At 58.8% G+C, this 25,834-nt stretch carries 22 protein-coding genes; 13 read left to right on the top strand and 9 right to left on the bottom strand.

Translation table 11 applies throughout. The features are described from left to right. Positions 1-8 precede the first annotated feature (8 nt). Positions 9-437: a 50S ribosomal protein L13 gene (rplM, locus tag FQ182_RS03310; protein ID WP_133099911.1), complete on the bottom strand. Its 429-nt coding sequence runs from the start codon at positions 435-437 to the stop codon at positions 9-11. A gap of 248 nt (positions 438-685) precedes the next feature. Between rplM and FQ182_RS03305 the strand changes: the two genes are divergently transcribed. Next, a complete protein-coding gene (locus FQ182_RS03305; RefSeq protein WP_149410857.1) occupies positions 686-1,726 on the top strand; it encodes an NADP(H)-dependent aldo-keto reductase in 1,041 nt (346 codons plus the stop codon). 61 nt (positions 1,727-1,787) lie between these two features. On the opposite strand, the gene FQ182_RS03300 is transcribed toward FQ182_RS03305, so the two are convergent. Further along, on the bottom strand, positions 1,788-2,924 hold the full coding sequence (locus tag FQ182_RS03300; protein ID WP_149410856.1) for an acyl-CoA dehydrogenase family protein: 1,137 nt from the start codon (positions 2,922-2,924) through the stop codon (positions 1,788-1,790). A gap of 220 nt (positions 2,925-3,144) precedes the next feature. On the opposite strand from FQ182_RS03300, the gene FQ182_RS03295 reads away from it, so the two are divergent. After that, positions 3,145-4,065, top strand: coding sequence for a GlxA family transcriptional regulator (locus FQ182_RS03295; protein WP_178114385.1), 921 nt, complete (start codon positions 3,145-3,147; stop codon positions 4,063-4,065). Positions 4,066-4,164: 99 nt separating this feature from the next. On the opposite strand, the gene zapE is transcribed toward FQ182_RS03295, so the two are convergent. The 3 genes from zapE to FQ182_RS03280 all read right to left on the bottom strand — a co-directional run bounded on the left by zapE (position 4,165) and on the right by FQ182_RS03280 (position 7,344). Further along, the gene (gene zapE / locus FQ182_RS03290) at positions 4,165-5,259 is read right to left on the bottom strand and encodes a cell division protein ZapE (RefSeq protein ID WP_149410854.1); all 1,095 of its coding nucleotides are present in this window, start codon (positions 5,257-5,259) and stop codon (positions 4,165-4,167) included. Positions 5,260-5,337: 78 nt separating this feature from the next. After that, entirely contained in the window at positions 5,338-6,690 is a 1,353-nt protein-coding gene (locus FQ182_RS03285; protein ID WP_149410853.1) for a tryptophan--tRNA ligase, read from the bottom strand. Between the two features lie 24 nt (positions 6,691-6,714). Continuing rightward, the gene (locus FQ182_RS03280; RefSeq protein WP_149411059.1) at positions 6,715-7,344 is read right to left on the bottom strand and encodes an alpha/beta hydrolase; all 630 of its coding nucleotides are present in this window, start codon (positions 7,342-7,344) and stop codon (positions 6,715-6,717) included. A 147-nt stretch (positions 7,345-7,491) separates the two neighbouring features. On the opposite strand from FQ182_RS03280, the gene FQ182_RS03275 reads away from it, so the two are divergent. Then, positions 7,492-7,929, top strand: a complete 438-nt coding sequence (locus tag FQ182_RS03275; RefSeq protein ID WP_133099918.1) for a YhcB family protein — start codon at positions 7,492-7,494, stop codon at positions 7,927-7,929. Between the two features lie 65 nt (positions 7,930-7,994). Here the strand turns inward: FQ182_RS03275 and FQ182_RS03270 are convergent, their stop codons facing one another. From FQ182_RS03270 to FQ182_RS03260, 3 genes are all read right to left on the bottom strand, one after another. Further along, positions 7,995-9,716, bottom strand: coding sequence for an ABC transporter ATP-binding protein/permease (locus FQ182_RS03270; protein ID WP_149410852.1), 1,722 nt, complete (start codon positions 9,714-9,716; stop codon positions 7,995-7,997). Positions 9,717-9,815: 99 nt separating this feature from the next. Next, a complete protein-coding gene (locus FQ182_RS03265) occupies positions 9,816-10,376 on the bottom strand; it encodes a response regulator transcription factor (protein WP_133099920.1) in 561 nt (186 codons plus the stop codon). Beyond that, positions 10,369-11,631, bottom strand: a complete 1,263-nt coding sequence (locus FQ182_RS03260) for an ATP-binding protein (RefSeq protein WP_149410851.1) — start codon at positions 11,629-11,631, stop codon at positions 10,369-10,371. The genes FQ182_RS03265 and FQ182_RS03260 overlap by 8 nt, the downstream gene beginning before the upstream one ends. 225 nt (positions 11,632-11,856) lie before the next feature. Here FQ182_RS03260 and FQ182_RS03255 point away from each other — a divergent pair, with 225 nt between their 5' ends. The 10 genes from FQ182_RS03255 (at position 11,857) to FQ182_RS03210 (ending at position 25,267) form a co-directional block, all read left to right on the top strand. Further along, the gene (locus tag FQ182_RS03255) at positions 11,857-12,570 is read left to right on the top strand and encodes an SIMPL domain-containing protein (protein WP_149410850.1); all 714 of its coding nucleotides are present in this window, start codon (positions 11,857-11,859) and stop codon (positions 12,568-12,570) included. Between the two features lie 87 nt (positions 12,571-12,657). Further along, positions 12,658-14,259, top strand: coding sequence for an ABC transporter substrate-binding protein (locus FQ182_RS03250; protein WP_149410849.1), 1,602 nt, complete (start codon positions 12,658-12,660; stop codon positions 14,257-14,259). A gap of 258 nt (positions 14,260-14,517) precedes the next feature. Continuing rightward, positions 14,518-16,143, top strand: a complete 1,626-nt coding sequence (locus tag FQ182_RS03245) for an ABC transporter substrate-binding protein (protein ID WP_149410848.1) — start codon at positions 14,518-14,520, stop codon at positions 16,141-16,143. A 305-nt stretch (positions 16,144-16,448) separates the two neighbouring features. After that, positions 16,449-18,053, top strand: coding sequence for an ABC transporter substrate-binding protein (locus FQ182_RS03240; RefSeq protein WP_149410847.1), 1,605 nt, complete (start codon positions 16,449-16,451; stop codon positions 18,051-18,053). 171 nt (positions 18,054-18,224) lie between these two features. Further along, entirely contained in the window at positions 18,225-19,619 is a 1,395-nt protein-coding gene (locus FQ182_RS03235; RefSeq protein WP_149410846.1) for an OprD family outer membrane porin, read from the top strand. 81 nt (positions 19,620-19,700) lie between these two features. Continuing rightward, complete coding sequence (locus FQ182_RS03230; protein ID WP_149410845.1) at positions 19,701-21,308, top strand: ABC transporter substrate-binding protein; 1,608 nt, start codon at positions 19,701-19,703, stop codon at positions 21,306-21,308. Positions 21,309-21,384: 76 nt separating this feature from the next. Beyond that, entirely contained in the window at positions 21,385-22,395 is a 1,011-nt protein-coding gene (locus FQ182_RS03225; RefSeq protein ID WP_149410844.1) for an ABC transporter permease subunit, read from the top strand. A 10-nt stretch (positions 22,396-22,405) separates the two neighbouring features. Beyond that, entirely contained in the window at positions 22,406-23,317 is a 912-nt protein-coding gene (locus FQ182_RS03220) for an ABC transporter permease subunit (RefSeq protein ID WP_133099929.1), read from the top strand. A gap of 10 nt (positions 23,318-23,327) precedes the next feature. Next, entirely contained in the window at positions 23,328-24,296 is a 969-nt protein-coding gene (locus FQ182_RS03215) for an ABC transporter ATP-binding protein (RefSeq protein ID WP_149410843.1), read from the top strand. Beyond that, entirely contained in the window at positions 24,296-25,267 is a 972-nt protein-coding gene (locus FQ182_RS03210) for a peptide ABC transporter ATP-binding protein (RefSeq protein ID WP_149410842.1), read from the top strand. The genes FQ182_RS03215 and FQ182_RS03210 overlap by 1 nt, the downstream gene beginning before the upstream one ends. Before the next feature lie 144 nt (positions 25,268-25,411). Here FQ182_RS03210 and FQ182_RS03205 read toward each other — a convergent pair whose 3' ends face one another. Continuing rightward, positions 25,412-25,678 (bottom strand): hypothetical protein, encoded by a 267-nt coding sequence (locus FQ182_RS03205; protein ID WP_149410841.1) that lies wholly within the window; start codon positions 25,676-25,678, stop codon positions 25,412-25,414. Positions 25,679-25,834: the final 156 nt, after the last annotated feature.

Raw genomic sequence — 25,834 nt, 5'->3', positions numbered from 1 at the left:
CTATTCCGTTAAAACTTCAGTTCTTGGGGCTGCTGAGCAGCATGAGGGTGAGCAGCGCCCGCATAGACTTTCAGCTTGCGATACATGTCGCGACCCAGTGGGCCCTTAGGCAGCATACCTTTGACCGCGAGTTCAATCGGGGCTTCAGGCTTACGAGCGATCAGGCCTTCGAAATTGGCAGACTTGATACCGCCCGGGAAACCGGAGTGACGGTAGTACATTTTGTCTTGGGCTTTCTTGCCGGTCACACGAACCTGCTCAGCGTTGATGATGACAATGTAGTCACCGGTATCAACGTGAGGGGTGTACTCAGGCTTGTGCTTGCCACGCAGACGGCTGGCGACTTCAGTGGCCAGACGACCCAGGGTCTGACCAGCAGCGTCGACGACAAACCAGTCGCGCTGAACTGTTTCCGGTTTTGCAGTAAAAGTTGTCATTCTTTAATAGCCTCAGGGGCCGCCCTGTAAATTAGACGGCAGATCTTACTGAATAGTGCGTACTTTGACAAGTCAAAGGCAGCCGGATACAGACGCTATCGGGGGCTCGGGTCAGCGCGTCCGTTCAACGGCAAGATTCTTCGGCAGGCGGCGCATCACTTCCACTGCAGAAAGAGGTGGGCAATTATGCAGATTGCGAAAAAAATTTCAACCTGCTTTTATGATTGTTTTCCCCGAAGGAGCACCCGATGGATTATCGACAGCTGGGCCGAACCGATCTGAACGTGAGCGCGATCTGCCTCGGGACCATGACCTGGGGCGAGCAAAACAGCGAGGCAGAAGCCTTTGCACAGATTGAACGGGCCAAGAGCGCGGGAATAAATTTTCTCGATACAGCGGAAATGTACCCGGTACCGCCCAAGCCTGAGACCTACGCCAGCACCGAGCGCTATATCGGTAATTACTTCAAAAGCCGCGGCGACCGTGCCGACTGGGTCCTGGCCAGCAAGATCGCCGGCCCTGGCAACACTATCGACTACATCCGCGACGGCAAGCTCAAGCATAACCGCAAGCACATCGTCGACGCCCTGGACACCAGCCTCAAGCGCTTGCAGACCGACTGGATCGACCTTTATCAGTTGCATTGGCCAGAGCGAAGCACCAACTTCTTCGGGCAACTGAGCTACAAGCACAAGGAAGAAGACGACCTGACGCCGCTGGAAGAAACCCTCGAGGCCCTGGACGAGCAGGTCAAGGCCGGCAAGATCCGTCACATCGGCCTGTCCAACGAAACGCCGTGGGGCACCATGAAGTTCCTGGCCCTGGCCGAGGCCCGTGGCTGGACCCGCGCCGTGTCAATCCAGAACCCCTACAACCTGCTCAACCGCAGCTTTGAAGTGGGCATGGCAGAAATCGCCATCCGCGAACAATGCGGCCTGTTGGCCTACTCGCCCCTGGCATTCGGCATGCTCAGCGGCAAATACGAAGGTGGCGCGCGCCCGGCAAACAGTCGCCTGAGCCTGTACAGCCGCTTCAGCCGCTACTTCAATGCCCAGTCAGAAGCGGCGTGCAGTCGTTATGTCGCACTGGCCCGGGAACACGACCTGGACCCGGCGCAAATGGCGTTGGCCTTTGTGACACAGCAACCGTTCGTGACCAGCAACATCATTGGCGCCACGACGCTGGAGCAACTGGACAGCAACATTGCCAGCTTCGATCTGAAGCTGTCGGATGACGTGCTGGCAGGGATCGAGGCGATTCAGAAGGATCATCCGAATCCTGCACCTTGATACATAGGTAGATCGCCATCGCGGGCTTGCCCGCGATGAGGCCCTCAGAGACGCCGCAAGATCAAAGCGCCCGCGCAATAATCTCCTTCATGATTTCATTGGTCCCCGCATAAATCCGCTGCACCCGCGCATCTGCCCAGGCTCGGGCAATCGGGTACTCCCACATGTAGCCGTAGCCGCCGTGGAGCTGCACGCACTCGTCGAGCACCTTGCATTGCAGGTCAGTGGTCCAGTATTTGGCCATCGCCGCTGTAGGCACGTCGAGCTTGCCTTGCAGGTGCAGCTCCAGGCACTTGTCGACAAACACCCGGCCGATCTGCACCTCAGTGGCAATCTCTGCCAGCTTGAAGCGAGTGTTCTGGAAATCGGCAATTGCCTTGCCAAACGCCTTGCGCTCGCGGGTGTATTCCAGAGTCCACTGCAATGCCGCTTCGGCCGATGACAAGGCGCCAATGGCGACCGTCAACCGTTCCTGGGGCAACTCCTGCATCAGGTAAGCGAAGCCCGCCCCTGCCTGGCCCAGCAGATTTTCCTTGGGCACGCGCACATCCTGGAAAAATAACTCGGAAGTGTCCTGGGCCTTCATACCGACCTTCTCCAGGCGTTTACCCTTGTCGAAGCCCGGCGTATTGGCCTCCACCAGAAACAGACTGGTGCCCTTAGCGCCGGCCTTGGGATCGGTCTTGGCAACGACAATCACCAGGTCTGCCAGGAAACCATTGGTAATAAAGGTCTTGGAGCCGTTGATCACGTACTCATCGCCATCCAGCACCGCCGTGGTCTTCACCCCTTGCAGGTCGGACCCGGCTCCTGGCTCGGTCATGGCGATGGCCGTAACCATCTCCCCAGAGATCAGCTTGGGCAGGTACTTGTGTTTCAGCGCCTCACTGCCGTAATGCAGAATATACGGCGCGACGATGTCCGAATGCAGCGAGAAACCAATCCCGGTCAACCCCAGGCGACCGATCTCTTCGATCACCACCGTGCTGTAGAGAAAGTCCGCCCCCAGCCCACCGTACTCTTCCGGCAGATGCGAGCAGAGCATCCCCGCCTCCCCCGCCTTGTTCCACAGGCTGCGATCAATGTGCCCCTGCTTCTCCCATTGCCCATGGAAAGGCGCAGCGTCTTTTTCGAGGAAGGTTCGCACGCTCTGGCGAAAGAGTTCGTGTTCCGAACTGAACAAGGTTCTGGGGATCATGGGTCACCTGCGTGGATTGTCAGACAAGAACAAGATCACAGAGCCTAAGCTGCGCGGACGTCACAGGACACTGGACACATGCGACAAAAAATAAGACGATCCAGCCGTCTGGTGACCACTTTCCCCTATAAGAATAAATGAAATTATGTCTAACCAAATCTCCACGCCCTTACGGCGCGTCAGTATTTTGGCCATTGATCGGGTATTCGCTTCAACCCTCATGCAAGCCAAGGATTTCTTCCACCTCGCCAGCCTGCGCTACGGCAAACAGCTGGGCCAGGGCCTCACGTCGGTCTTTGAAACCCGCCTGGTCAGCCCCGACGGGCTGCCCGTGTGCAGCTTCAGCGATGTGATCATGCCGGTGGACGGCGGCCTGGAAAACGCTGACATCATCGTCCTGCCGGCCTTCTGGGACGACTTCGACTCGCTGTGCAAGCGCTACCCGCAAGTGCTGCCATGGCTGCGTGAACAACACGCCCGCGGCGCCGTGCTCTGCGGCGAAGCCACCGGGGTGTTCTGGCTCGCTGAAGCCGGGCTGTTGGACGGCAAGGAAGCGACCACCTACTGGCGCTTTTTCAACACCTTCAGCGAACGCTTTCCCAAGGTCCAGCTCAATCAGGACAAACACCTGACCGACGCCGACAACCTTTACTGCGCCGGCGGCACCACCTCAGCATGCGACCTCTACATCTACCTGATCGAACGCTTCTGCGGCGCTAACATCGCCCAGGCCGTGGCCCGCGATATTCTCTACGAAGTACAACGCAGCTACGCACCGGGGCGCATCGGCTTCGGCGGCCAGAAACTGCACCAGGACGTGATCATCCTGCAGATCCAGCACTGGCTCGAAGAACACTTCTGCGACAAGTTCCGCTTCGAAGACGTCTCCCGCGAACACGGCATGAGCATCCGCAACTTCATGCGCCGCTTCCAGACCGCCACCGGCGACAAGCCACTGCACTATCTGCAACGCCTGCGCATCGAAACCGCCAAGGGTTTGCTTTCAGGCAGCCGCAAAAGCATCAAGACCATCAGCTACGAGGTGGGTTATGACGATGCGAGCTTCTTTGCGCGGTTGTTCAGGCAGCACACGGAGCTGTCGCCGAACCAGTATCGGCAGCAGTTTCAGCAGGCTGCATAACTAAACCCGAGCCCGGCTCCCACATTGCTCAGCAATGTTTTCAAGCGCATTAAAAAGGCCCGCATCGCTGCAGGCCTTTTGATGTTTCGCTCACACGCCTTAAGGCTTATGCGCCCGCGACAGGAACTCGTGGGATTGCATTTCCAGCAAGCGGCTCAACGTCCGTTGGAATTCGAAGTTCAAGCGACCGCCGGTGTAGAGGTCCTTGAGTTCGACTTCGGCCGAGATGATCAGCTTGACGTTACGGTCGTAGAACTCGTCGACCATGTTGATAAAGCGTCGGGCAATGTCGTCGGTGGTGACGCTCATTTGCTCGACGCCGCTCAAGATCACGGCGTGGAAGATCTTGCCCAACTCGATGTAGTCGTTTTGGCTACGGGGGCCGTCGCACAGCTCGCGGAAGTCGAACCAGGCCACATCGTCGCATGTGCGCAGGGCACGAATTTCGCGATTTTCAATCATCAGTACGTCGTTCTCGACCGCCAGGGTGCATTCCGGCGTCAGGGCACGGAAGCTTTTGCGCAGGCTTTCCTGGGCTGCATCGTCAAGCGGAGAATGGAACAGCTCCGCTTGTTCGAGGTGGCGCAAACGATAGTCAACGCCACTGTCGACGTTGACAATGTCGGTGTTCTGCTTGATCAGCGCAATGGCCGGCAAGAAGCGCGCACGCTGCAGACCGTCCTTGTACAGGCCGTCAGGCACGATGTTCGAAGTGGCGACCAGGGTCACGCCGTTCTTGAACAGCTCTTCCATCAGCGTGCCGAGGATCATGGCGTCGGTGATATCAGAAACGAAAAACTCATCAAAACAGATCACCCGCGCCTCGTCGGAGAAGCGTTTGGCGATGATAGTCAGCGGGTTTTTCTCGCCCGGCAGGGTCCTCATCTCTTCGTGCACGCGCTTCATGAAGCGGTGGAAGTGAGTCCGAACCTTTTCCTTGAAGGGCAGCGCTTCGAAGAAAGTATCCACCAGGTAGGTCTTGCCACGGCCTACGCCGCCCCAGAAGTACAGGCCCTTGACCGGCGCGTGGTCTTTCTTGCCAAACAGCTTGCTGAACATCCCTGGCTTGTTCTCCGAGGCCTGGACCAGATCGTCGTACAAGCGCTGCAAATGACGCACCGCCGTTTCCTGGGAGGCGTCATGGAAGAATTCGGGGCGTTTCAGATCAGCTTGATATCGTTCTAGGGGCGTCATAATTCGTTAGCAAGGCAACAAAAACGGGCCGTCACTGTAACGACGGCCCCGGAGAATGGCAATCAACCCTTGGTCGGGTCAATCCTCGATAGGGGTCAACGCGATGCGCAAGGCTTCGATGGCGGCATCCCGCGACGCGGCATCGGGGAAGGCCGGGCTGTCAGCCACGCAGGCGTCTTCGAGCCACACGCTGAAGCTGGTGGCCTCGCTGCGCACGTCCAACGCTTCACCCGACTGCAGTTGCTTGGTCACCGCACCCGCCGCCTTGCCATCGGCAAAGTTGCGCGACAGCAACAGTTGCTCGCCATCGGCTGCCAGCAGACGGAAGCGAAAGCTACCGTCTTCGCGAAAACTGACGAAGCGTGCAGCTTTCACGGCTTTCTTCTTGGTGGTGGCGGCAACCGCGGCCTGGGCGACAAACGAACGCAGGCCTACAGCTTCACGCAGCTCACTGAGGAACGGCGCGGCCACGGAGCGGGCTTTCTTGGCGCCGATCAGCAGCAAGTCTTCCATGTCAGCAGGGCGGGACATCAACAGGTGGTAGCGCTCACGGGCTTCGCCCAACTGGCCGTCCAACAGCTGGAACAGACGGCTCTTCGCCTCGCCCCAGCCCAGGCCGTTGACCAACTCGTCACGGAACTCGCTTTCCTGGGCCTTGGTGGCAAACGCCTGATACAAGGTAAACAGGTGCGAATTATCCGGGTCCTTGGCTTCGCCGGGCGCGCGGGAGTCGGTGATGATCCGCGAGATGGCGTCCTTCATGTCCTTGGCGCTGGTGAACAACGGGATGGTGTTGTCGTAGCTTTTCGACATTTTCCGGCCATCCAGGCCCGGCAAGGTGGCGACGCTTTCTTCGATCAGCGCCTCCGGCATGGTGAAGAACTCCTTGCCATTGCCAAACAGGTGATTGAAGCGCTGGCCAATATCACGGGCCATTTCCACGTGCTGGATCTGGTCACGACCCACCGGCACCTTGTGGGCGTTGAACATCAGGATGTCCGCAGCCATCAGCACTGGGTAGCTATACAAACCCATGGTGATCCCGGCATCCGGGTCTTCACCGTTTTCCAGGTTCTTGTCCGCCGAGGCCTTGTAGGCGTGGGCGCGGTTGAGCAGGCCCTTGGCCGCGACGCAGGTCAGCAGCCAGGTCAGCTCGGGAATTTCCGGGATGTCGGACTGACGGTAGAAAGTCACCCGGTTTACATCCAGGCCACCCGCCAGCCAGGTCGCGGCGATTTCCATACGCGAGCGTTGGATACGCTGCGGGTCATCGCATTTGATCAGGGCGTGGTAGTCGGCCAGGAAGTAGAAGGAGTCGGCGTTGGCGTCCTGGCTGGCAAGGATCGCCGGGCGGATGGCGCCGGCGTAGTTGCCTAGGTGTGGCGTGCCGGTGGTGGTAATGCCGGTGAGGATACGGGTACGAGTCGTCATGGGTAATCGCTTATCAGACTGCTATCAATTCGAAAGGCGCGGCAGGACCAGATCCTTGAGATCGGTCAGCTTGCCATGGAAAAAGTGTCCGCATTCTGCCACTTTCAGCAGCTCATGGGGGCGATTCAAGGCTGCTGACCAGTCGTAGACGGCCTGTGGATCGACCACTTCGTCGGTTTCCGGCTGGATCAGGGTCAATGGGCAGTTCTGTGGCAACACGTCCTGATCGCGTAGACGCATGACCGCTGCCGCCACCATGAACAAGTGCGCAAGTTTTTCGCCCTTGGCTTCCAGACGGCCACCGAGACTTGCTGCAACAAATCCGCCAAAGGAAAACCCCAGCAGAGTGATTGGCAGGTCGGGATGCTTTTCACGCAGCCAGGCGGCGGCCGCTTCGGCATCGTCCACTTCACCGGTGGCCATGTCGTGAGTCCCGGCGCTGGCGCCGACACCGCGATAATTGAAGCGCAAGGTGATCAACCCGGCATCGCGGGCGGTGCGTTGCAGGGTCGAAACCACTTTATTGAGCATGGTGCCGCCCTGCTCCGGGTTAGGGTGGCAGATCAGCGCCAGGCCACGTGGCTCGGAGCGATCCAGATACAAGGCTTCCAATTGGCCTACCGGGCCATCGATCAAAACGGGGGTTTCACGCATCAGCAAGGAAGGAACTCCGTGACCTCTCAAAGGGTCGACTCGTCTAGCTAAAAGTCTGTGCATGGCATCATTGCGAGCTTAATCGCGGTATACAGCGCAGGTCCGAGCCGTTAACGTAAAGCAAAGCCGTTTATAGAGGAAGGACTCGTGGAACACTCGCTCTTAGTTTGGTTGTTGCCGACTCTTGCCCTGGTTGCCGGTGTCGCCATTGGATTCCTGGTTGCTCGCCTGCTGCCCAATGCGGCGCCTAACCGCACGCAGCGTCAGTTGGATGACATTCAGGAACGTTTTGACAGTTATCAGAATGAGGTGGTTACCCACTTCAATAGCACCGCGACCCTGGTAAAAAAGCTCACTCAGAGCTATCAGGAAGTGCAAGATCACCTCGCCGAGGGCGCCAACCGCCTGGCCCTGGACGACATCACTCGTCAGCGTCTGCTGGCCGCACTGCATCCCGATGCGGTGCAAGCACCACGGGAACGCCTGACCCCTCCACGGGAAAATCAGGAACCACCTCGGGACTACGCGCCAAAAACGCCGAATGCCCCTGGCATGCTGGATGAGCATTACGGCTTGAAGAAGTAAGTCATTTTCAAGCGATATAAAAAGCCCGGCTGATCGATGATCAGCCGGGCTTTTTGTTGGGCGTCTCAGACCGCCTGTTCTTGCAACTGCCCGCCTTCGATCCGCACATGCCGCCCATGGAAGCGCTTGAGGCTGCTGCGGTGGCCGACACTGACGATGCTCAACCCCGGCAACTGGTCGATCAACGCCTGATACAGCGCCGCCTCATCTTCCTCGTCCATCGCCGAAGTGGCCTCATCCATGTACAGCCATTGCGGCTCAAACAACAACGCCCGAGCAAACGCCAAACGCTGCTGCTCACCCGGCGAAAGCATGCGCTGCCAATGATTGGCCTCCTCCAGGCGAGGAATCAAATGCCCCAGGCGGCAGGTTTCCAGGACCTGTGCATAACGTTCAGCAGGATAGGCGCCGTCAGGCTGTGGATAACTCAACACCTCGCGCAAAGTGCCAATCGGTAGATACGGCTTTTGCGGCAGGAACAGATAGCGCTCGGCCGGCAGGCGAATATTGCCATGGCCGTTTGGCCACAGGTTGCCCATAGCCCGCAGCAAGGTACTTTTACCGCTGCCAGAACGACCGCTGAGCATCAGTCGATCGCCTGCCGTGACCGTCAAGTTGGCACCATCAAGCAAATGACGACCGTCCGCCAGATCCAGGCTCAGATTACTCATCTGCAAATCGCCGCCCTGGCGCTGTAACTCGATACCCATCACGCGCTCTTCGTTATCGTCCATGGCATGGCCGAAACTGAGCAGACGATCACATGTGGCACGCCAACTGGCCAGCACGGTGTACGCGTCGACAAACCAGCTCAGGCTGCCCTGCACACTGCCAAACGCCTGGGCGACCTGCATCAGCACGCCCAACTCGATTTTGCCGGCAAAGTAACGCGGCGCCGCCACCACGAAGGGAAAGATAATGGCGATCTGCGAATAACCGCTGGTGAAGAAACTCAGGCGCTTCTTGAGCTGCATGATGCTCCAGAAGTTGCTCCAGACCCGCCCGAAACGCGCGCTCAGTTGCTGGTGCTCATTGGGCTCGCCATTGAACAAGGCAATGCTTTCGGCGTTCTCGCGCACACGTACCAAACTGAAACGCAGGTCAGCCTCGAAGCGCTGCTGCCGGTTGCTCAAGCCAATCAGCCGTCGACCGATCAGGTGGGTCAACCAACTGCCTACCACCGCGTACACCAAGGCCGCCCAAAACATGTAACCGGGAATGGTGATACCCCACACCTCGATGCTGCCGGACACGCCCCACAAAATCACCGAAAACGACACCAGGCTCACCAGGTTGCTGATAAAACCCAGCCCCAGGCTCAGGGTGCTGCTGGTAAAGGCGTTGAGGTCTTCGGAGATACGCTGGTCGGGGTTATCGGTGTAACCGCCGTATTCCAGGTGATAGTAATTCTTCTGGCTCAACCATTTGGCGAAATAGGTTTCGGTAAGCCAGCGCCGCCAGCGGATGGTGAGCATTTGCTGCAGATAGGAAGTAAATACGCCGGTGACAATTGCCACTACAGCGATCACGCTGAAGTACATCAGCAGATGGGTGAAGGCGTCGTAGTCTTTCTTTTCCAGGGCATTGTAGAAGTCGCGGTTCCAACTGTTGAACCACACTGAGACCGCCACGCTGAACAGCGATAACCCCAACACCACCAGCAACAAGAGCCAGGCCTTGCCCTTCTCCTCACTGCGCCAGTAAGGGGTGATCAGTCGCCATACCCGCCGCAAGAATTGCCCACGCACCGCATCGTTGACCGCAGAATACTCAGCGTTCTGATTCATCGTTCAGGCTCGACTGGAGAGAGAGGACAGGCGTTGAACCGATCATAGAGGATCGGCCCAGGACTCCGTGCTGCCTGAAGCGAGTTGTTCAGCCGCCGTTCAGCGTCGTACCGGACGCTTTTGCAGTTTGCGTTGCAGGGTGCGCCGATGCATGCCCAAGGCGCGGGCCGTGGCGGAGATATTGCCTTCGTGCTCGGTCAGTACCCGCTGGATGTGTTCCCACTGCAAGCGGTCCACCGACATCGGATTTTCCGGCACCAACGTGTCGAGGTCGGCGTGCTCGGAAAGCAAGGCGGCCAGCACGTCGTCAGCATCCGCTGGTTTGCACAGATAATTGCAGGCCCCGCGCTTGATGGCCTCCACGGCGGTGGCGATGCTGGAATACCCGGTGAGTATCAGCACGCGCATTTCCGGGTCCAGTTCCAGCAGCTTGGGCAACAGCACCAAGCCGGAGTCACCGTCCATTTTCAGGTCCAGAGCGGCATAGTCCGGCAGGTCCGCCGCGGCGATGGCCAGGCCTTCTTCGGCCGACCCCGCGGTGCTGACGCGAAAACCGCGCCGGCTCATGGCGCGGGCCATCACGCGGGTAAAGGTAGCGTCATCATCTACCAGCAACAGATGCGGCAGTTCTTCGCCTTCGACTTGAATCTCGTCACTCATTGGTGTCTCCTCGTGCGACACGGGGCAGGCGCAGCTCGGTGAGCGTGCCACCTTCCTCATGACTGTAGAGTTTCACTGAGCCACCAGCGCGGGTCACGCTGGCCTTGCTCAAAAATAGGCCCAGGCCGAAACCTTTGCCCTTGGTGGTAAAGAATGGCTTGCCAATCTGCTCGGCAATGGCCAGCGGCACACCGGCGCCGTGATCGCGAATGCTGATGGTGAGGTTTTCATAATCCCAGTCCAACTGCACTTCCAGCCCTTCCGGGCAGGCGTCGGCGGCATTGTTCAGCAAGTTCAATAACGCTTGGGTCAGGTCTGGCGGTGGCGCCATGCGTGGCACCGTGCCCTGCCCCAGCAAGTGGAAGCGATAACTGGCTTCGGGACGCATCAAGTGCCAGCGGTTCAGCGCTTCGTCCAGCCACTGGGTGACGTCTTGCATCTCCACCGCCAGGCGACGGTTGGCTTCGGCAGCGCGCACCAACTGCTGCAAGGTTTGCTTGCACAGTTTGACCTGGTCCTGCAGCACGCTCAGATCATCCTGCAACGCCGGGTCGTGATGATCCTGGCGCATCTCCTTGATCAATACGCTCATGGTGGCCAACGGCGTGCCCAACTCATGGGCCGCGCCGGCCGCCTGGGTGGCAACTGCCAGCAACTGCTGGTCACGCAGGCCTTCTTCGCGGCGAATGGCCCGCAGCTCTTCCTGACGGCGCAACTCTTCGGCCATGCGCGCGGCGAAGAACGTAATCACCGCCGCCGCCAAGGCAAAGCTCAGCCACATGCCGTAGACCTGCAGGTTTTCCCGGGCGATGGGGAACGTCTGCAACGGGTAGAACCGCGCCAGCAGCAGGGTGTAAAGCGTCAACGCAATGCCAGACAAAACTACCGAATAACGCCACGGCAAGGTCACGGCGGCGATGGTCAGCGGCACCAGGTAATAAGAGACAAAGGGGTTGGTGGAACCGCCGGAGAAATACAGCAGCACACTGTGGATAAACAGATCACACGCCAGTTGCAGGGCGTATTCCAGCTCGGTCACCGGCCACGTGGTGCGCAGGCGAATAGCGGTAAAGACGCACAGCACCGTGGAGACACCCAGGGTCACCGCCAGTTGCAGCCAAGGCAGCACCAGCAGGTCGAACCAATAGGCGAGCCCCACCGAACCGGCCTGTGCGGCCAGCACCAGAGTGCGGATAAACGTCAGGCGCCAGAGGTTCTGGCGAGTGGCGGAAGTTAGTTGTACGGGGGCGAGCATGAGCTCTCCTGATGAGCGCTCCAGGCGGATCGGATCGAGTATAAACGAAGCAACAGTACAGTCAGCGAGCGTGTGGCCCTTTGACGCAGATCATCTTTAACGAACGAGCCGGGTGAGTTGACCGTTCGTCGGCGCCCCTGAAAGTTGTAGAGAATGTGTAACCCGCTGAACCCGAACGGACCGTCTACAGTCTTACCGAATACGATCACCCCCCAAGGAGCTTCCATGTCACGTTTCACTCGCAGTGCCGCCGCTATTACCCTCAGCGCCAGCACCCTTGCCAGCCTGCCCGTACTGGCCGCCGATGAGCTGCATTACAACCAGATTTCCCTGCGTGCCGAAGTCAGCCAGGAAGTGGCCCGTGACCAGATGATCGTCACGCTCTACACCGAGTCGCAGAACACCGACCCGGGCAAGTTGGCCGCCGAAATCACCACCACCATGAACAAGGCGCTGGCCCAGGCGCGCGAAGTCAAAGGCGTCACCCTGCGTCAGGGCAGCCGCAACAGCTACCCAATCTACGACAACAAGAACCAGAAGATCACCGGCTGGCGTGAACGCGCCGAACTGCGCATGGAAAGTTCGGACTTTGCTGCCTTGTCGAAGCTGACCGGCGAGATGCTGACCAACCTGAAAATGGACAGCATGGACTTCGCCATCGCCAACCCGACCCGCAAGGCCAGCGAAGACGCCCTTCTGAAAGAAGCCGTTGCCGCGTTCAAGGCCCGTGCCCAACTGGCCACCGACGCACTGGGTGGCAAGGGCTACAAGATCGTCAACCTGAACTTCAACACCAATGGTTATCCACAACCGTATGCGCGTGGCGGCATGATGATGAAAGCAGCGGCCATGGATTCGGCGCCTACACCTGAAGTCGAGGCCGGCACCAGCCAGGTCAGCATGAGCGCGGATGGCGTGATCGAAGTCTCGATGCCTTGACCCCTACCTGATGAACCTGAACGGCGGTAACCTCGGTGACCGCCGTTTTCGTTTGGGCAGTTTGTACCTGCCATTTCAGGGGTCTCCATGGAAAGAATCGCCTTTAAACCGCTGCTCCTCGCTGCCGGCCTGCTGGCGTTTATGCCAATGGCCCAAGCTGCAACCACCCTGGTGTACTGCTCCGAAGCCAGCCCCGCCGGCTTCGACCCCAGCCAATACACCAGCGGCACCGATTTCGATGCCTCCGCCGAAACCGTGTTCAACCGGCTTACCCAGTTCAAGCGCGGGGGTACGCAAGTCGAGCCAGGCCTGGCCACACGCTGGGACGTGTCCCCGGACGGGCTGACCTACACCTTCCACCTGCGCGAAGGAGTCAAGTTCCATACCACCGACTACTTCACCCCAACCCGCGACTTCAACGCTGACGATGTGCTGTTTACCTTCCAGCGGTTGCTGGATGCCGGCAGCCCGTTTCGCAAAGCCTATCCGTCTGAGTCGCCTTACTTCACCGACATGGGCCTGAACACCACCATCAAAAGTGTCGAAAAGCTCGATGAGCACACCGTGCGCTTCAGCCTCAACAACGTTGATGCCTCGTTCGTGCAGAACCTGGCCATGAGCTTCGCCTCGGTGCAGTCCGCCGAATACGCGGCGCAGTTGCTCAAGCAAGGCAAGGCCGCCGACATCAACCAGAAGCCCATCGGTACTGGGCCGTTTGTGTTCAAGCGCTACCAGAAGGATTCGCAGATTCGCTACAGCGCCAATAAGCAATATTGGAAGCCCGAGGATGTGAAGCTCGACAATCTGGTGTTCTCCATTACCCCGGATGCCGCCGTGCGCCTGCAGAAACTCAAGGCCGGCGAATGCCAGGTCAGCGGTTATCCACGCCCCTCCGATATCGAAGTGATGAAACAAGACCCCAGCTTGCGGGTACTTCAACAAGCGGGCTTCAACCTGGGTTTTCTTGCCTACAACGTGACCCATCCGCCCCTGGACCAGCTCAAGGTGCGCCAGGCACTGGACATGGCCATCGATAAACCAGCGATTATCAAGGCCGTCTACCAAAGCGCCGGACAATTGGCGCAGAACGCCCTGCCGCCTGCCCAGTGGTCTTATGACCCGTCTATCAAGGACGCGCCCTACGATCCAGCCAAGGCTCGCGCGCTACTAAAAGAAGCAGGGGTTGCACCTGGTACCACCATCAATTTGTGGGCGATGACTGTACAGCGAGCCTCCAACCCGAATGCGCGGATGTCGGCACAGATGATCCAACAGGATTGGGCCAAGGTCGGGATCACCGCCAATATCGTCAGCTATGAATGGGGCGAGTACATCAAACGGGCAAAAAACGGCGAGCACGACGTGATGATCTACGGCTGGACCGGCGACAATGGTGACCCGGATAACTGGCTCGGCGTGCTCTACAGTTGTGCTGCGGTCAAGGGCAGCAACTACGCAAAATGGTGTAACCCGCAGTACGACAAACTGGTGCAGAAGGCCAAGGTCAGCAGTGACCGTGACGAGCGCATCAAGTGGTATCAACAAGCGCAGAAAATACTTAAAGAACAAGTACCTATAACACCTATCGCAAACTCGACGGTTTTCCAGCCCCTTCGAAAGGAAGTCCTGGATTTCAAGATCAGTCCGTTTGGCCTGACGCCTTTCTACGGTGTGGGTTTAAATAAGTAACAGCCATGCTCCAATCGGGTGCGTCAGACGCCTCGATTGGGCCTATTTGGTGCGCCTAACGCACCGAAAAAACCCCTCCAACATGCCGAAACGTGTCAAGACTTACATCAATGCGACATTCCTGTACGCTCGTACCACTCTTTAGCCCTTGTAGCCTCTCTGCATCTTGCATTGGGTATGGGCCCTGCATAAGTATCCGCAGGTCGACTCACGAGGTCGCCCTCACTACCAAAAATGACAACAAATCATGAGGCCAACATGCTTAAACACGCAGTCATTCCGTTTTTAGTCAGCGCCGGTTTAATGGCCGCTGCACCTTTCGCCCAAGCGGCGACTAACCTGGTGTTCTGCTCCGAAGGGAGCCCGGCCGGTTTTGATCCAGGCCAGTACACCACCGGAACAGACTTCGATGCCTCGGCCGAAACCATGTTCAACCGCCTGACCCAGTTTGAGCGCGGCGGCACCGCCGTTGTTCCTGGTCTGGCCACCACTTGGGACGTTTCCCCGGATGGTCTGACTTATACCTTCCACCTTCGCGAAGGCGTCAAGTTCCATACCACCTCGTACTTCAAGCCAACTCGTGAGTTCACGGCTGACGACGTACTGTTCACGTTCAACCGGATGATCAACAAGGATGATCCGTTCCGTAAAGCCTACCCCACCGAGTTCCCGTACTTCACGGACATGGGGATGGACACCAACATCAAGAACATCGAGAAAGTCGATGACCACACCGTCAAGTTCACCCTTGGCACCGTGGACGCGGCTTTCATCCAGAACCTGGCCATGAGCTTCGCCTCCGTACAGTCGGCAGAATACGCCGCCCAACTATTGAAGGAAGGCAAGGCCCAGGACATCAACCAGAAGCCAGTCGGCACTGGTCCGTTCGTGTTCAAGAGTTACCAGAAAGACTCCAACATCCGCTACACCGGCAACAAGGACTACTGGAAGCCTGAAGACGTCAAGATCGACAACCTGATCTTCGCCATCACCACCGACCCGTCGGTGCGCATCCAGAAGCTCAAGAAAAATGAATGCCAGGTCACCCTCTTCCCGCGTCCGGCCGACCTCAAGGCTCTGGGCGAAGACAAGTTCTTGAAACTGCCGCACCAGGCCGGTTTCAACCTGGGCTACATCGCCTACAACGTCATGCCGGTGCTCAAGGGCCAGACTGACCAGAACCCACTGGCCAACCTGAAAGTCCGTCAGGCCATGGACATGTCGGTCAACAAGCAGCAAATCATCGACTCCGTGTACCAGGGCGCAGGCCAACTGGCGGTCAACGCCATGCCGCCAACCCAATGGTCCTATGACGACACCATCAAGGACGCCAAGTACGACCCTGAGAAAGCCAAGGCGCTGCTCAAGGAAGCCGGCGTCAAGGAAGGCACCGCCATTACCCTGTGGGCCATGCCGGTCCAGCGTCCGTACAACCCGAACGCCAAGCTGATGGCTGAAATGCTACAGAGCGACTGGGCCAAGATCGGCCTGAAGGTCAACATCGTCAGCTACGAATGGGGCGAGTACATCAAGCGTTCCAAAGGCGGCGAGAACCAGGCCATGATCATTGGCTGGAGCGGCGACAATGGTGACCCGGACAACTGGCTGAACGTGCTGTTCGGCTGCGATTCCCTGGCCGGCAACAACTTCTCCAAATGGTGCGACAAGAAATTTGACGGCATCGTCAAGGAAGCCAAGTCCACTTCCGACGTCGCCAAGCGCACCGAACTGTACAAGCAGGCGCAGCACATCCTCAAAGATGCAGTCCCGATGACACCTATCGCGCACTCGACGGTGTATCAACCCATGCGCACCACCGTGCAGGATTTCAAGATCAGCCCATTTGGCTTGAATTCCTTCTACGGGGTGAGCATCAGCAAGTAAGGAGCTCTGGCGGCGACGTTGCATAACGTCGCCGTTATTGCATCCGCCAAGACCGCTGAAATGGAACTACAAACGCACTCGCCGCCGTCCTACGGCATCGAACTGCGAATGTACCGTCCCATTCCTACAAGGTCTGTCAGGTTTGCCGCATTTACTGCTCAACTGCCGACCCATAACGTCGCGCAAGGGCAGAGGCGTAGTACCTGTAGGGCAGCTGCTGAACGAAGATCAGTGTTGTTTCCATGTCCTGACGGGCACGGCAATTGCTCACTGACGACAACAATAAACAAGGATTAGGGACCGTCATGCGCCATACAACCGTTCTATCCGCAATATTGGGTACCAGCCTGTTGGCCATCGCCTCGATGGGCCAGGCCGCCGACAAGAAGAGCCTAGTGTTTTGCTCCGAAGGCAGCCCGGCCGGGTTTGATACCGCGCAATACACCACCGCCACGGACAACGATGCCGCCGAACCGCTTTACAACCGCTTGGCCGAGTTCGAGAAAGGCGCCACCAACGTAGTACCGGGGCTGGCAACCAAGTGGGATATTTCGCCGGACGGCCTTACCTACACCTTCCATCTGCGTGAAGGCGTCAAGTTCCACAGCAACAAGGACTTCAAGCCGACGCGTGACTTCAACGCCGACGACGTGCTGTTCACCTTCAATCGCATGCTTGACCCCGAATACCCGTTCCGCAAGGCCTACCCCACCGAGTTTCCGTACTTCAACGGGATGAGCCTGAACAAGAACATCGCCAAGGTCGAGAAAACCGACCCGCTGACCGTGGTCATGACCCTGAATACGGTAGACGCCGCGTTTATCCAGAACATCGCCATGAGTTTCGCCTCGATCCTCTCGGCCGAATACGCCGACCATTTGCTCAAGATCGGCAAGCCCAGCGAGATCAACCAGAAGCCGATCGGCACCGGGCCGTTCGTGTTCCAGCGCTATCAAAAAGACTCGCAGATCCGCTACACCGGCAACAAACAGTACTGGGACCCGAGCCGGGTCAAGCTCGACCAACTGATTTTCGCCATCAACACCGATGCGTCGGTGCGGGTGCAAAAACTCAAGGCCAACGAATGCCAGATCACTCTGCATCCGCGGCCAGCCGATGTAGACGCCCTCAAGGCCGACCCGAAACTGCAACTGCTGACCAAACCTGGCTTCAACCTCGGCTACATCGCCTATAACGTGCAGCACAAGCCTTTCGACCAACTCGAAGTACGCCAGGCCATGGACATGGCGGTGAACAAGCAGAGCATTCTCAATGCGGTGTACCAGGGCGCAGGCCAACTGGCCGTCAATGCCATGCCGCCGACCCAATGGTCCTACGACGACACCATCAAGGACGCCGCCTACAACCCGGAAAAAGCCAAGGAGTTGCTCAAGGCCGCCGGCGTCAAGGAAGGCACCGAGATCACCCTATGGGCGATGCCAGTGCAACGCCCGTACAACCCCAACGCCAAGCTGATGGCAGAAATGCTGCAGAGTGACTGGGCGAAGATCGGCCTCAAGGTCAAGATCGTCAGCTATGAATGGGGCGAGTACATCAAGCGCACCAAGAATGGCGAACACGATGTCAGCCTGATTGGCTGGACCGGCGACAACGGTGACCCGGACAACTGGCTGGGCACCCTCTACAGCTGTGACGCCATCGGCGGGAACAACTACTCCATGTGGTGTGACCCGGCGTACGACAAGCTGATCAAGCAAGCCAAGGTCGTTACCGACCGCGAACAAAGGACTGTTCTGTACAAACAGGCGCAGCAACTGCTTAAAGCACAGGTGCCGATCACGCCAGTCGCCCACTCGACGGTCAACCAGCCGTTAAGCGCCAAAGTTGAAGGTTTCAAGGTGAGCCCCTTCGGCCGCAACGTGTTCTCGGGCGTCAGCATTACCCCATAAGAAACTAACCGGATTGTGGAGAGCGAAAGTGGCTCTCCAGCAAACGTGCAGCCTGAATTCGGGTTTTTCCCTTCGGCAAACGTTTGCAAGGCTTGAACGAGTTCCACACCCAATAGCCGGTTCACCTAAAAAGACCGGCATCAAAAAAAGAGAACCAAAGGAGCTTCACCCATGAAACTGAGCAGCACCGCGCTACTGGCCCTGGCCATCAGCAGCATCACGGCCACGGCCTACGCTGAACCTGTAAGCCAGGACTTCGTTCCAACCACACTGGCCGGCACCAGCGCCCAAAGCGAGGCCAAAGGCTTTGTCGAAGACTTCAGCCTGGGCGGCAGCACGCGCAACTGGTACTCCAACGAGCACAAATACCGTGGGGGCACCTTCGAATACCAGAAGCATGGTCAAACCCTGACCGACCGTAACCGTACTAACTGGGTACAGGGCACCATCATCAACGCCAGCTCGGGTTTCACCCAGGGCACTGTAGGCGTCAAAACCGAATTGGCCGTCTACAACGCGCTGGTCTTGGACCGCAGCAAGCGTGACATCAAGGGCGGTTCCAACCGTACCCTGGCTGACTCCGACGGCAACGCCGTAGACCAGTGGAGCAAACTGGGCCTGGCCAACGTGCAGTTCCGTGTGTCCAACACCACGCTGACCGCCGGTCGCCAGAACTTCAGCAGCGGCATCGTCGACACCATCGGCAACCGTGCGCTGCCTTCGAGCTTCGAAGGTGTGAGCTTCAACAGCGAAGAGTTCAGCAACCTGTCGTTCCAGGGCGGCGTGTTTGACCGCGTATCGCCACGTACCGAACAGAGCCTGTCGAAATTCCGTACCGAATACGGCAATGGCGCAGAAAGCGACAAGGTCTACACCTTGGGTGCCAACTACCAGCCGCTGAAAAGCCTGAAAACCAGCTTCTTCGCCGCCAACGTGAAGGACTTCTGGAACCAGTACTACTTCGGCGCAACCCACGAGTTGGGGGACGCTCAGCAACTGGCGCTGACCACCGGTTTCAATTACTACAAAACCGTCGATGAAGGCAAAAAAGAGATGGGGGAAATCGACAACGATACCTTCTCCCTGTCCCTGGGCCTGGCTCACCAGGCTCACAGCCTGACCTTCTCCTACCAGCAAGTGAACGGTAACGAGTACTTCGACTACCTGCACGAAACCAACGGCATCTACCTGGCCAACTCCCTGACGTCCGACTTCAACGGTCCGAACGAGAAATCCTTCCAGATTGCCTACGGTATCAACATGGCCGAATACGGCGTGCCAGGCCTGAAATTCAACGCCTACTCAGCACGCGGCTGGGACATCGACGGCACCCACTACACCGGCAACGGTGGCCGGGCCAAATTCGCCTACGACGGTATCCAGAAGCAAGACGGCGAGAAACACCAGGAATACGGTGTAGGCGCCTCTTACGCCATTCAGAGCGGCGCGCTCAAGGCCACTACTGTGCGTGCGACCTACGTTGAGCACCGCGGCAGCGAGTTCCAGTCCGACGGCAGCATCAAAGAGTTCCGTCTGGTCACCACCATCCCGTTCAACATTCTCTAATTAGCACCAGGTCGACGGCGGGCTCACGAAGAGCCCGCCGTTTACGCTTGTCTGGTCCCATCGATTGCAGGAGGGCTCTGAATGAAAATGCTCCCGCTACAAGCCGCCGTTGCCGCTGCGCTGTTGAGCGTTGCGATCGGCGTTTCGGCCAAACCGCTGGTGGTCTGCACCGAAGCCAGCCCGGAAGGTTTCGACCCGGTCCTGTACACCACGGCCGTCACCGCTGACGCCGCGGCTGAAACCATGTTCAACCGCCTGGTGGACTTCAAGCCCGGCACCACCGAAGTGATACCGGCGCTCGCCAAAGACCTGCCGGAAATCAGCGCTGATGGGCTGACCTACACGTTCCACCTGCGTGACGACATCAAGTTCCACACCACCGACTACTTCAAACCCACGCGCAACATGAATGCCGACGACGTGCTTTGGAGCTTCCAGCGTCAGCTGGACCCGAAACACCCTTGGCATAACAAGTCCAACGTGGGTTATCCGTACTTCGAAAGCATGGGTTTCAAGGATCTGCTCAAAAGCGTAGAGAAGACTGACGACCATACCGTGGTCTTCACCCTGACCCGCCGTGAAGCACCGTTCCTGGCTGACATTGCCATGGCCTTCTCTTCGATTCACTCCGCCGAATACGCCGACCAACTGCTCAAGGCCGACAAGACCGCCGACCTCAACAGCAAGCCGATCGGCACCGGGCCGTTCATCTTTACTCGCTACGCCAAGGACGCCCAGGTGCGCTTCAAAGCCAACCCGGAGTACTTCCGTGGCAAGCCACCGGCCGACCCGCTGATCCTGGCCATCACCACCGACAGCAACGTGCGCCTGCAAAAGCTCAAGGCCAACGAGTGCCAGATCGCGCTGTACCCCAAGCCCGATGACGTCCCGAATGCCAAGGCCGACCCGAACCTGAAAGTCGCGGAACTGGCGGCCATGACCACCAGCTACACCGCCATGAACACTACCCACAAATACCTGAGCGACGCGCGCGTGCGTCACGCAATCAACATTGCGTTCGATAAAGAGGCCTACACCGACGCGCTGTATGGCAAAGGCAACGCCGTGGTCGGCACGGGGCCTTACCCAAACACGCTGCTGGGCTTCAGCGACAAACTGAAAAACCCTCCCCGCACGCCCGCAGAGCTGGATAAGGCCCGCGCCTTACTCAAGGAAGCTGGCGTGCCTGAAGGCACCGTGCTGACACTGTTCACCCGCAACGGCGGCGGCCCGACCAATCCCAACCCATTGCTCGGCGCGCAGATGATGCAGTCGGACCTGGCGCGTATCGGCCTGAAGATCGACATCCGCGTTTTTGAGTGGGGCGAGATGCTCAAACGCTCCAAAGCCGGCGAACATGACCTGATGTCGGCCGGCTGGGCAGGTGATAACGGCGACCCGGACAACTTCCTCACTCCAAACCTGAGTTGCGAAGCAGCGAAAAACGGCGAAAACTACGCACGCTGGTGTAACCAGGAGTTTCAAGACTTGATCGACAAGGCCCGCGCAGGCACTGAGCCGGCGGCACGGGCTGCACTCTATGAACAAGCACTGGACGTTTTCGCCAAGGACCAACCATGGATTCCCATGGCTTACCCGAAAATGTTCACCGCCATGCGCAAGAACGTCGAAGGTTTTGTTCAAAGCCCTCTGACTACAAATAACTTCGCCACCACCCTGGTGAAGTAAATAAGAGAAACGCTCGGCACCGTCGATATTAACGGTGCCGAACCTGCCTAACCGGCTGATTGAGGTACACAACAAGATGTTTAGTTTTATTGCCCGCCGATTGGGGTTGTTGATCCCCACGTTCTTCGGCATCACCTTGCTGACTTTCGCGTTGATTCGCATGATTCCTGGCGATCCCGTGGAAGTCATGATGGGCGAGCGACGAGTCGACCCCGAAATGCACGCTCAGGCAATGGAACGCCTTGGTTTGAATAAACCGCTGTATGCGCAATACCTGGACTACGTCGGCAAACTCGCCCAAGGCGACCTTGGCGAATCCCTGCGCACCCGTACCAGCGTGTGGACCGAGTTCTCCGCCCTATTCCCTGCGACCCTGGAACTGTCCCTGGCCGCCCTGTTGTTCGCCGGCATCCTTGGGCTTTTAGCCGGGGTGATCGCGGCCTTGAAGCGAGGGTCCCTGTTCGACCACGGGGTGATGGGCATCTCCCTCGCGGGATATTCGATGCCAATCTTCTGGTGGGGCCTGATCCTGATCATGTTCTTCTCGGTGAGCCTGGGCTGGACCCCGGTTTCCGGGCGTATCGACCTGCTCTACGACATCGAGCCGCGCACCGGCTTCATGCTGATCGACACCCTGCTGGCGGACGAACCGGATGCGTTCTGGGACGCCCTGCACCACCTGATCCTGCCGGCCATCGTGCTCGGCACCATCCCGCTGGCGGTGATCGCGCGGATGACTCGCTCCTCGATGCTTGAAGTGCTGCGCGAAGACTACATCCGTACCGCCAGGGCCAAAGGCCTGTCGCCGGCGCGCGTAGTGTTCGTCCACGGCCTGCGCAACGCGCTGATCCCGGTACTGACGGTGGTCGGCCTGCAAGTCGGCACCCTGCTGGCCGGTGCGGTCCTGACCGAAACCATCTTTTCCTGGCCCGGCATCGGCAAATGGCTGATCGAAGCCATTGGCGCACGGGACTATCCCGTGGTGCAAAACGGCATCCTGTTAATCGCCTGCCTGGTGATTATGGTGAACTTCGTAGTGGACATCCTCTACGGCTTCGCCAACCCACGCATCCGTCACCAGCGCTGAGATCATGACCATGAGCACACCAACTCCATCGGTAGCAGTCGATCAAAGCCTGCTGTATCCGTCCCCGTACAAAGAATTCTGGCAAGCCTTCTCCCAGAACAAGGGCGCCGTCGCCGGCCTGATGTTCATGATCGTGATCGTGTTCTGCGCGCTGTTCGCCCCTTGGGTCGCACCGCACAACCCGAGCGAGCAGTACCGTGACTTCCTGCTGACCCCGCCATCGTGGCTCGAAGGTGGGCAGATCCAGTTCCTGCTGGGCACCGACGAACTGGGCCGTGACTTGCTGTCCCGCTTGATCCAGGGTTCGCGCCTGTCCTTGCTGATCGGCTTGTCGTCGGTCGTGATGTCGCTGATCCCAGGGATCCTGATGGGGCTGTTCGCCGGGTTCTTCCCGCGCCTGCTGGGCCCGACCATCATGCGTTTGATGGACATCATGCTCGCCCTGCCGTCGCTGCTGCTGGCCGTAGCCATTGTCGCCATCCTTGGCCCTGGCTTGATCAACACCGTGATCGCCATTGCCATCGTGTCCCTGCCGTCCTATGTCCGCCTGACTCGCGCCGCAGTGATGGGCGAACTGCACCGCGACTACGTGACCGCCGCCCGCCTCGCTGGCGCCGGCCTGCCACGCCTGATGTTCATCACCGTGCTGCCTAACTGCATGGCACCGTTGATCGTCCAGGCGACCTTGAGCTTTTCCTCGGCGATTCTCGATGCCGCAGCGTTAGGCTTCCTCGGCCTTGGTGTACAACCGCCAACCCCTGAGTGGGGCACCATGCTGGCTTCGGCTCGCGACTACATCGAACGCGCCTGGTGGGTCGTGAGCCTGCCTGGCTTGACCATTTTGCTCAGCGTGCTGGCAATCAACCTGATGGGCGACGGCCTGCGCGATGCGCTGGACCCGAAACTCAAGAATGCCGCCTGAGGAGATTCCTATGTCACTGCTAGAAATCAAGAATCTCAATGTCCGCTTCGGCGACAAGAGCGCAGTCCCAGTGGTCGACGGCCTCGATATTAGCGTCGACAAAGGTGAGGTATTGGCCATCGTTGGCGAGTCGGGTTCGGGTAAATCCGTGACCATGATGGCGCTGATGGGCCTGATCGAGCACCCTGGCATCGTCACCGCTGACGCCCTGAACTTCGACGGCAAGGACATGCTCAAGCTGAGCAACCGCCAGCGTCGGCAAATCGTCGGTAAAGATCTGGCCATGGTGTTCCAGGACCCGATGACCGCCCTGAACCCCAGCTACACCGTGGGTTTCCAGATCGAAGAAGTGCTGCGTCTGCACCTCAAGATGTCCCGCAAACAAGCCCGCAAGCGCGCCATCGAACTGCTGGAAAAGGTGGAAATCCCTGGCGCCGCCAGCCGTATGAACGCCTACCCGCACCAACTGTCCGGCGGCATGAGCCAGCGTGTGGCGATTGCCATGGCCATTGCCGGCGAGCCGAAACTGCTGATCGCCGATGAGCCGACCACCGCGCTGGACGTGACCATCCAGGCGCAGATCATGGAGCTGCTGCTGGCCCTGCAAAAAGAAAGGAACATGGGCCTGGTGCTGATCACCCACGACCTCGCAGTCGTGGCCGAAACCGCCCAGCGCGTGTGTGTGATGTATGCCGGCCAAGCCGTGGAAGTCGGGCAAGTGCCTGGCCTGTTCGACGTACCCGGCCACCCGTACAGCGAAGCATTGCTGGCGGCGATTCCGGAACACAGCATGGGCGCCGCCCGGCTGTCGACCTTGCCGGGCATCGTGCCCGGTCGTTATGACCGTCCCCAAGGTTGCCTGCTGTCGCCGCGCTGCCCTTACGTTCAGGACAGCTGCCGTCAGACGCGTCCAGGTCTGGACCCTAAAGCCCACAGCCTTGCGCGCTGCTTCTACCCCTTGAACCAGGAGGTGGCATAATGGCCGTCGTTCTTACCGCCCGCGACCTGACCCGTCACTACGAAGTGTCCCGTGGCCTGTTCAAGGGCCACGCCCTGGTGCGCGCCCTTAATGGTGTGTCGTTTGAGCTGGAAGCCGGCAAGACTCTCGCCGTAGTGGGCGAATCCGGTTGCGGCAAATCCACCCTCGCTCGCGCCCTAACGTTGATTGAAGAACCATCCTCCGGCTCCTTGAAAATTGCCGGCCAGGAAGTCACTGGCGCCGACAAGGCCCAGCGCAAGCAGCTGCGCAAAGACGTGCAGATGGTGTTCCAGAGCCCTTACGCCTCGTTGAACCCACGGCAGAAGGTCGGTGATCAGCTCGGCGAGCCACTGCTGATCAACACCAACCTGTCGGCCGCCGAGCGTCGTGAAAAAGTCCAGGCAATGATGAAGCAAGTGGGCCTGCGCCCTGAGCACTATCAGCGCTACCCACACATGTTTTCTGGTGGTCAGCGCCAGCGGATCGCCCTGGCCCGGGCGATGATGCTGCAACCCAAGGTGCTGGTGGCGGATGAACCGACCTCGGCACTGGACGTGTCGATCCAGGCCCAGGTGCTTAACCTGTTCATGGACCTGCAGCAGGAATTCAACACCGCCTACGTGTTCATCTCCCACAACCTGGCGGTGGTGCAGCACGTCGCCGACGACGTGATGGTGATGTACCTCGGCCGCCCGGTGGAAATGGGCGCGAAGAACGACATCTATGAGCGCCCGCTGCACCCCTACACCCAGGCGCTGTTGTCGGCCACACCGACCATCCACCCGGACCCGAACAAGCCGAAGATCAAGATCGTCGGCGAGTTGCCCAACCCGCTCAACCCGCCGTCCGGCTGCGCGTTTCACAAGCGCTGCCCGTACGCCACCGAACTGTGCAGCACCGACGAGCCCGCCTTGCGCGAACTCGATAATCGCCAGGTGGCTTGCCACTACGCGGAGCAGTTTGTGGCCTAGCCGGTAGATGTTGATCGTTCCCACGCTCCGGCGTGGGAACGATCATGCCCTGGGGTTCAGTCCAGAGCATTGCTTGAATTTTACAGCCCTTCTCGTCGGATTGCGCATCAGCCCGGCGAGAGGGGGCTTTCTTTTGCCTGCCGTCTACGTCTGGCTATCGCCCTCATAACTGTCATCGGTATCCGGCTCTTCGGTGGTGGTGTCATCATCGTCGGCACTGCCACCTTGGCCCTGATCTCCGCCTTCAGACTCCGATTTGGCCAGTTGCAAGCCACTGCCCTGCTCATTCTGCACCGCCGAGAAGCCTCCATTGCCTCCATGCACCGGGTTGTGCGCCCAAGCCGTCGACATCCCGAGGCACAACAACACCAGCACTTTGATCAACAACACGAATCGTTGAAAAATACTCATGGTCGATTCCGTCCAGTCAGTAGGTAAATCCCGCACGACAGTCGTTTACCGCCGCAAGCTTTGACGCTAGTCCCAATATGAGGTTTTCGCCAGATAATTGAGCCCCGGCAGGCGCGCAAAAAAAGGGCGAAGCCATGACAGCTTCGCCCTTTCATT

It is taken from the genome of Pseudomonas sp. ANT_H4, assembly GCF_008369295.1.
In the GTDB taxonomy this organism is placed as follows: domain Bacteria; phylum Pseudomonadota; class Gammaproteobacteria; order Pseudomonadales; family Pseudomonadaceae; genus Aquipseudomonas.
The sequence above is the reverse complement of the archived record's forward strand: the minus strand, read 5'-3'. Positions and strand labels throughout refer to the sequence as shown.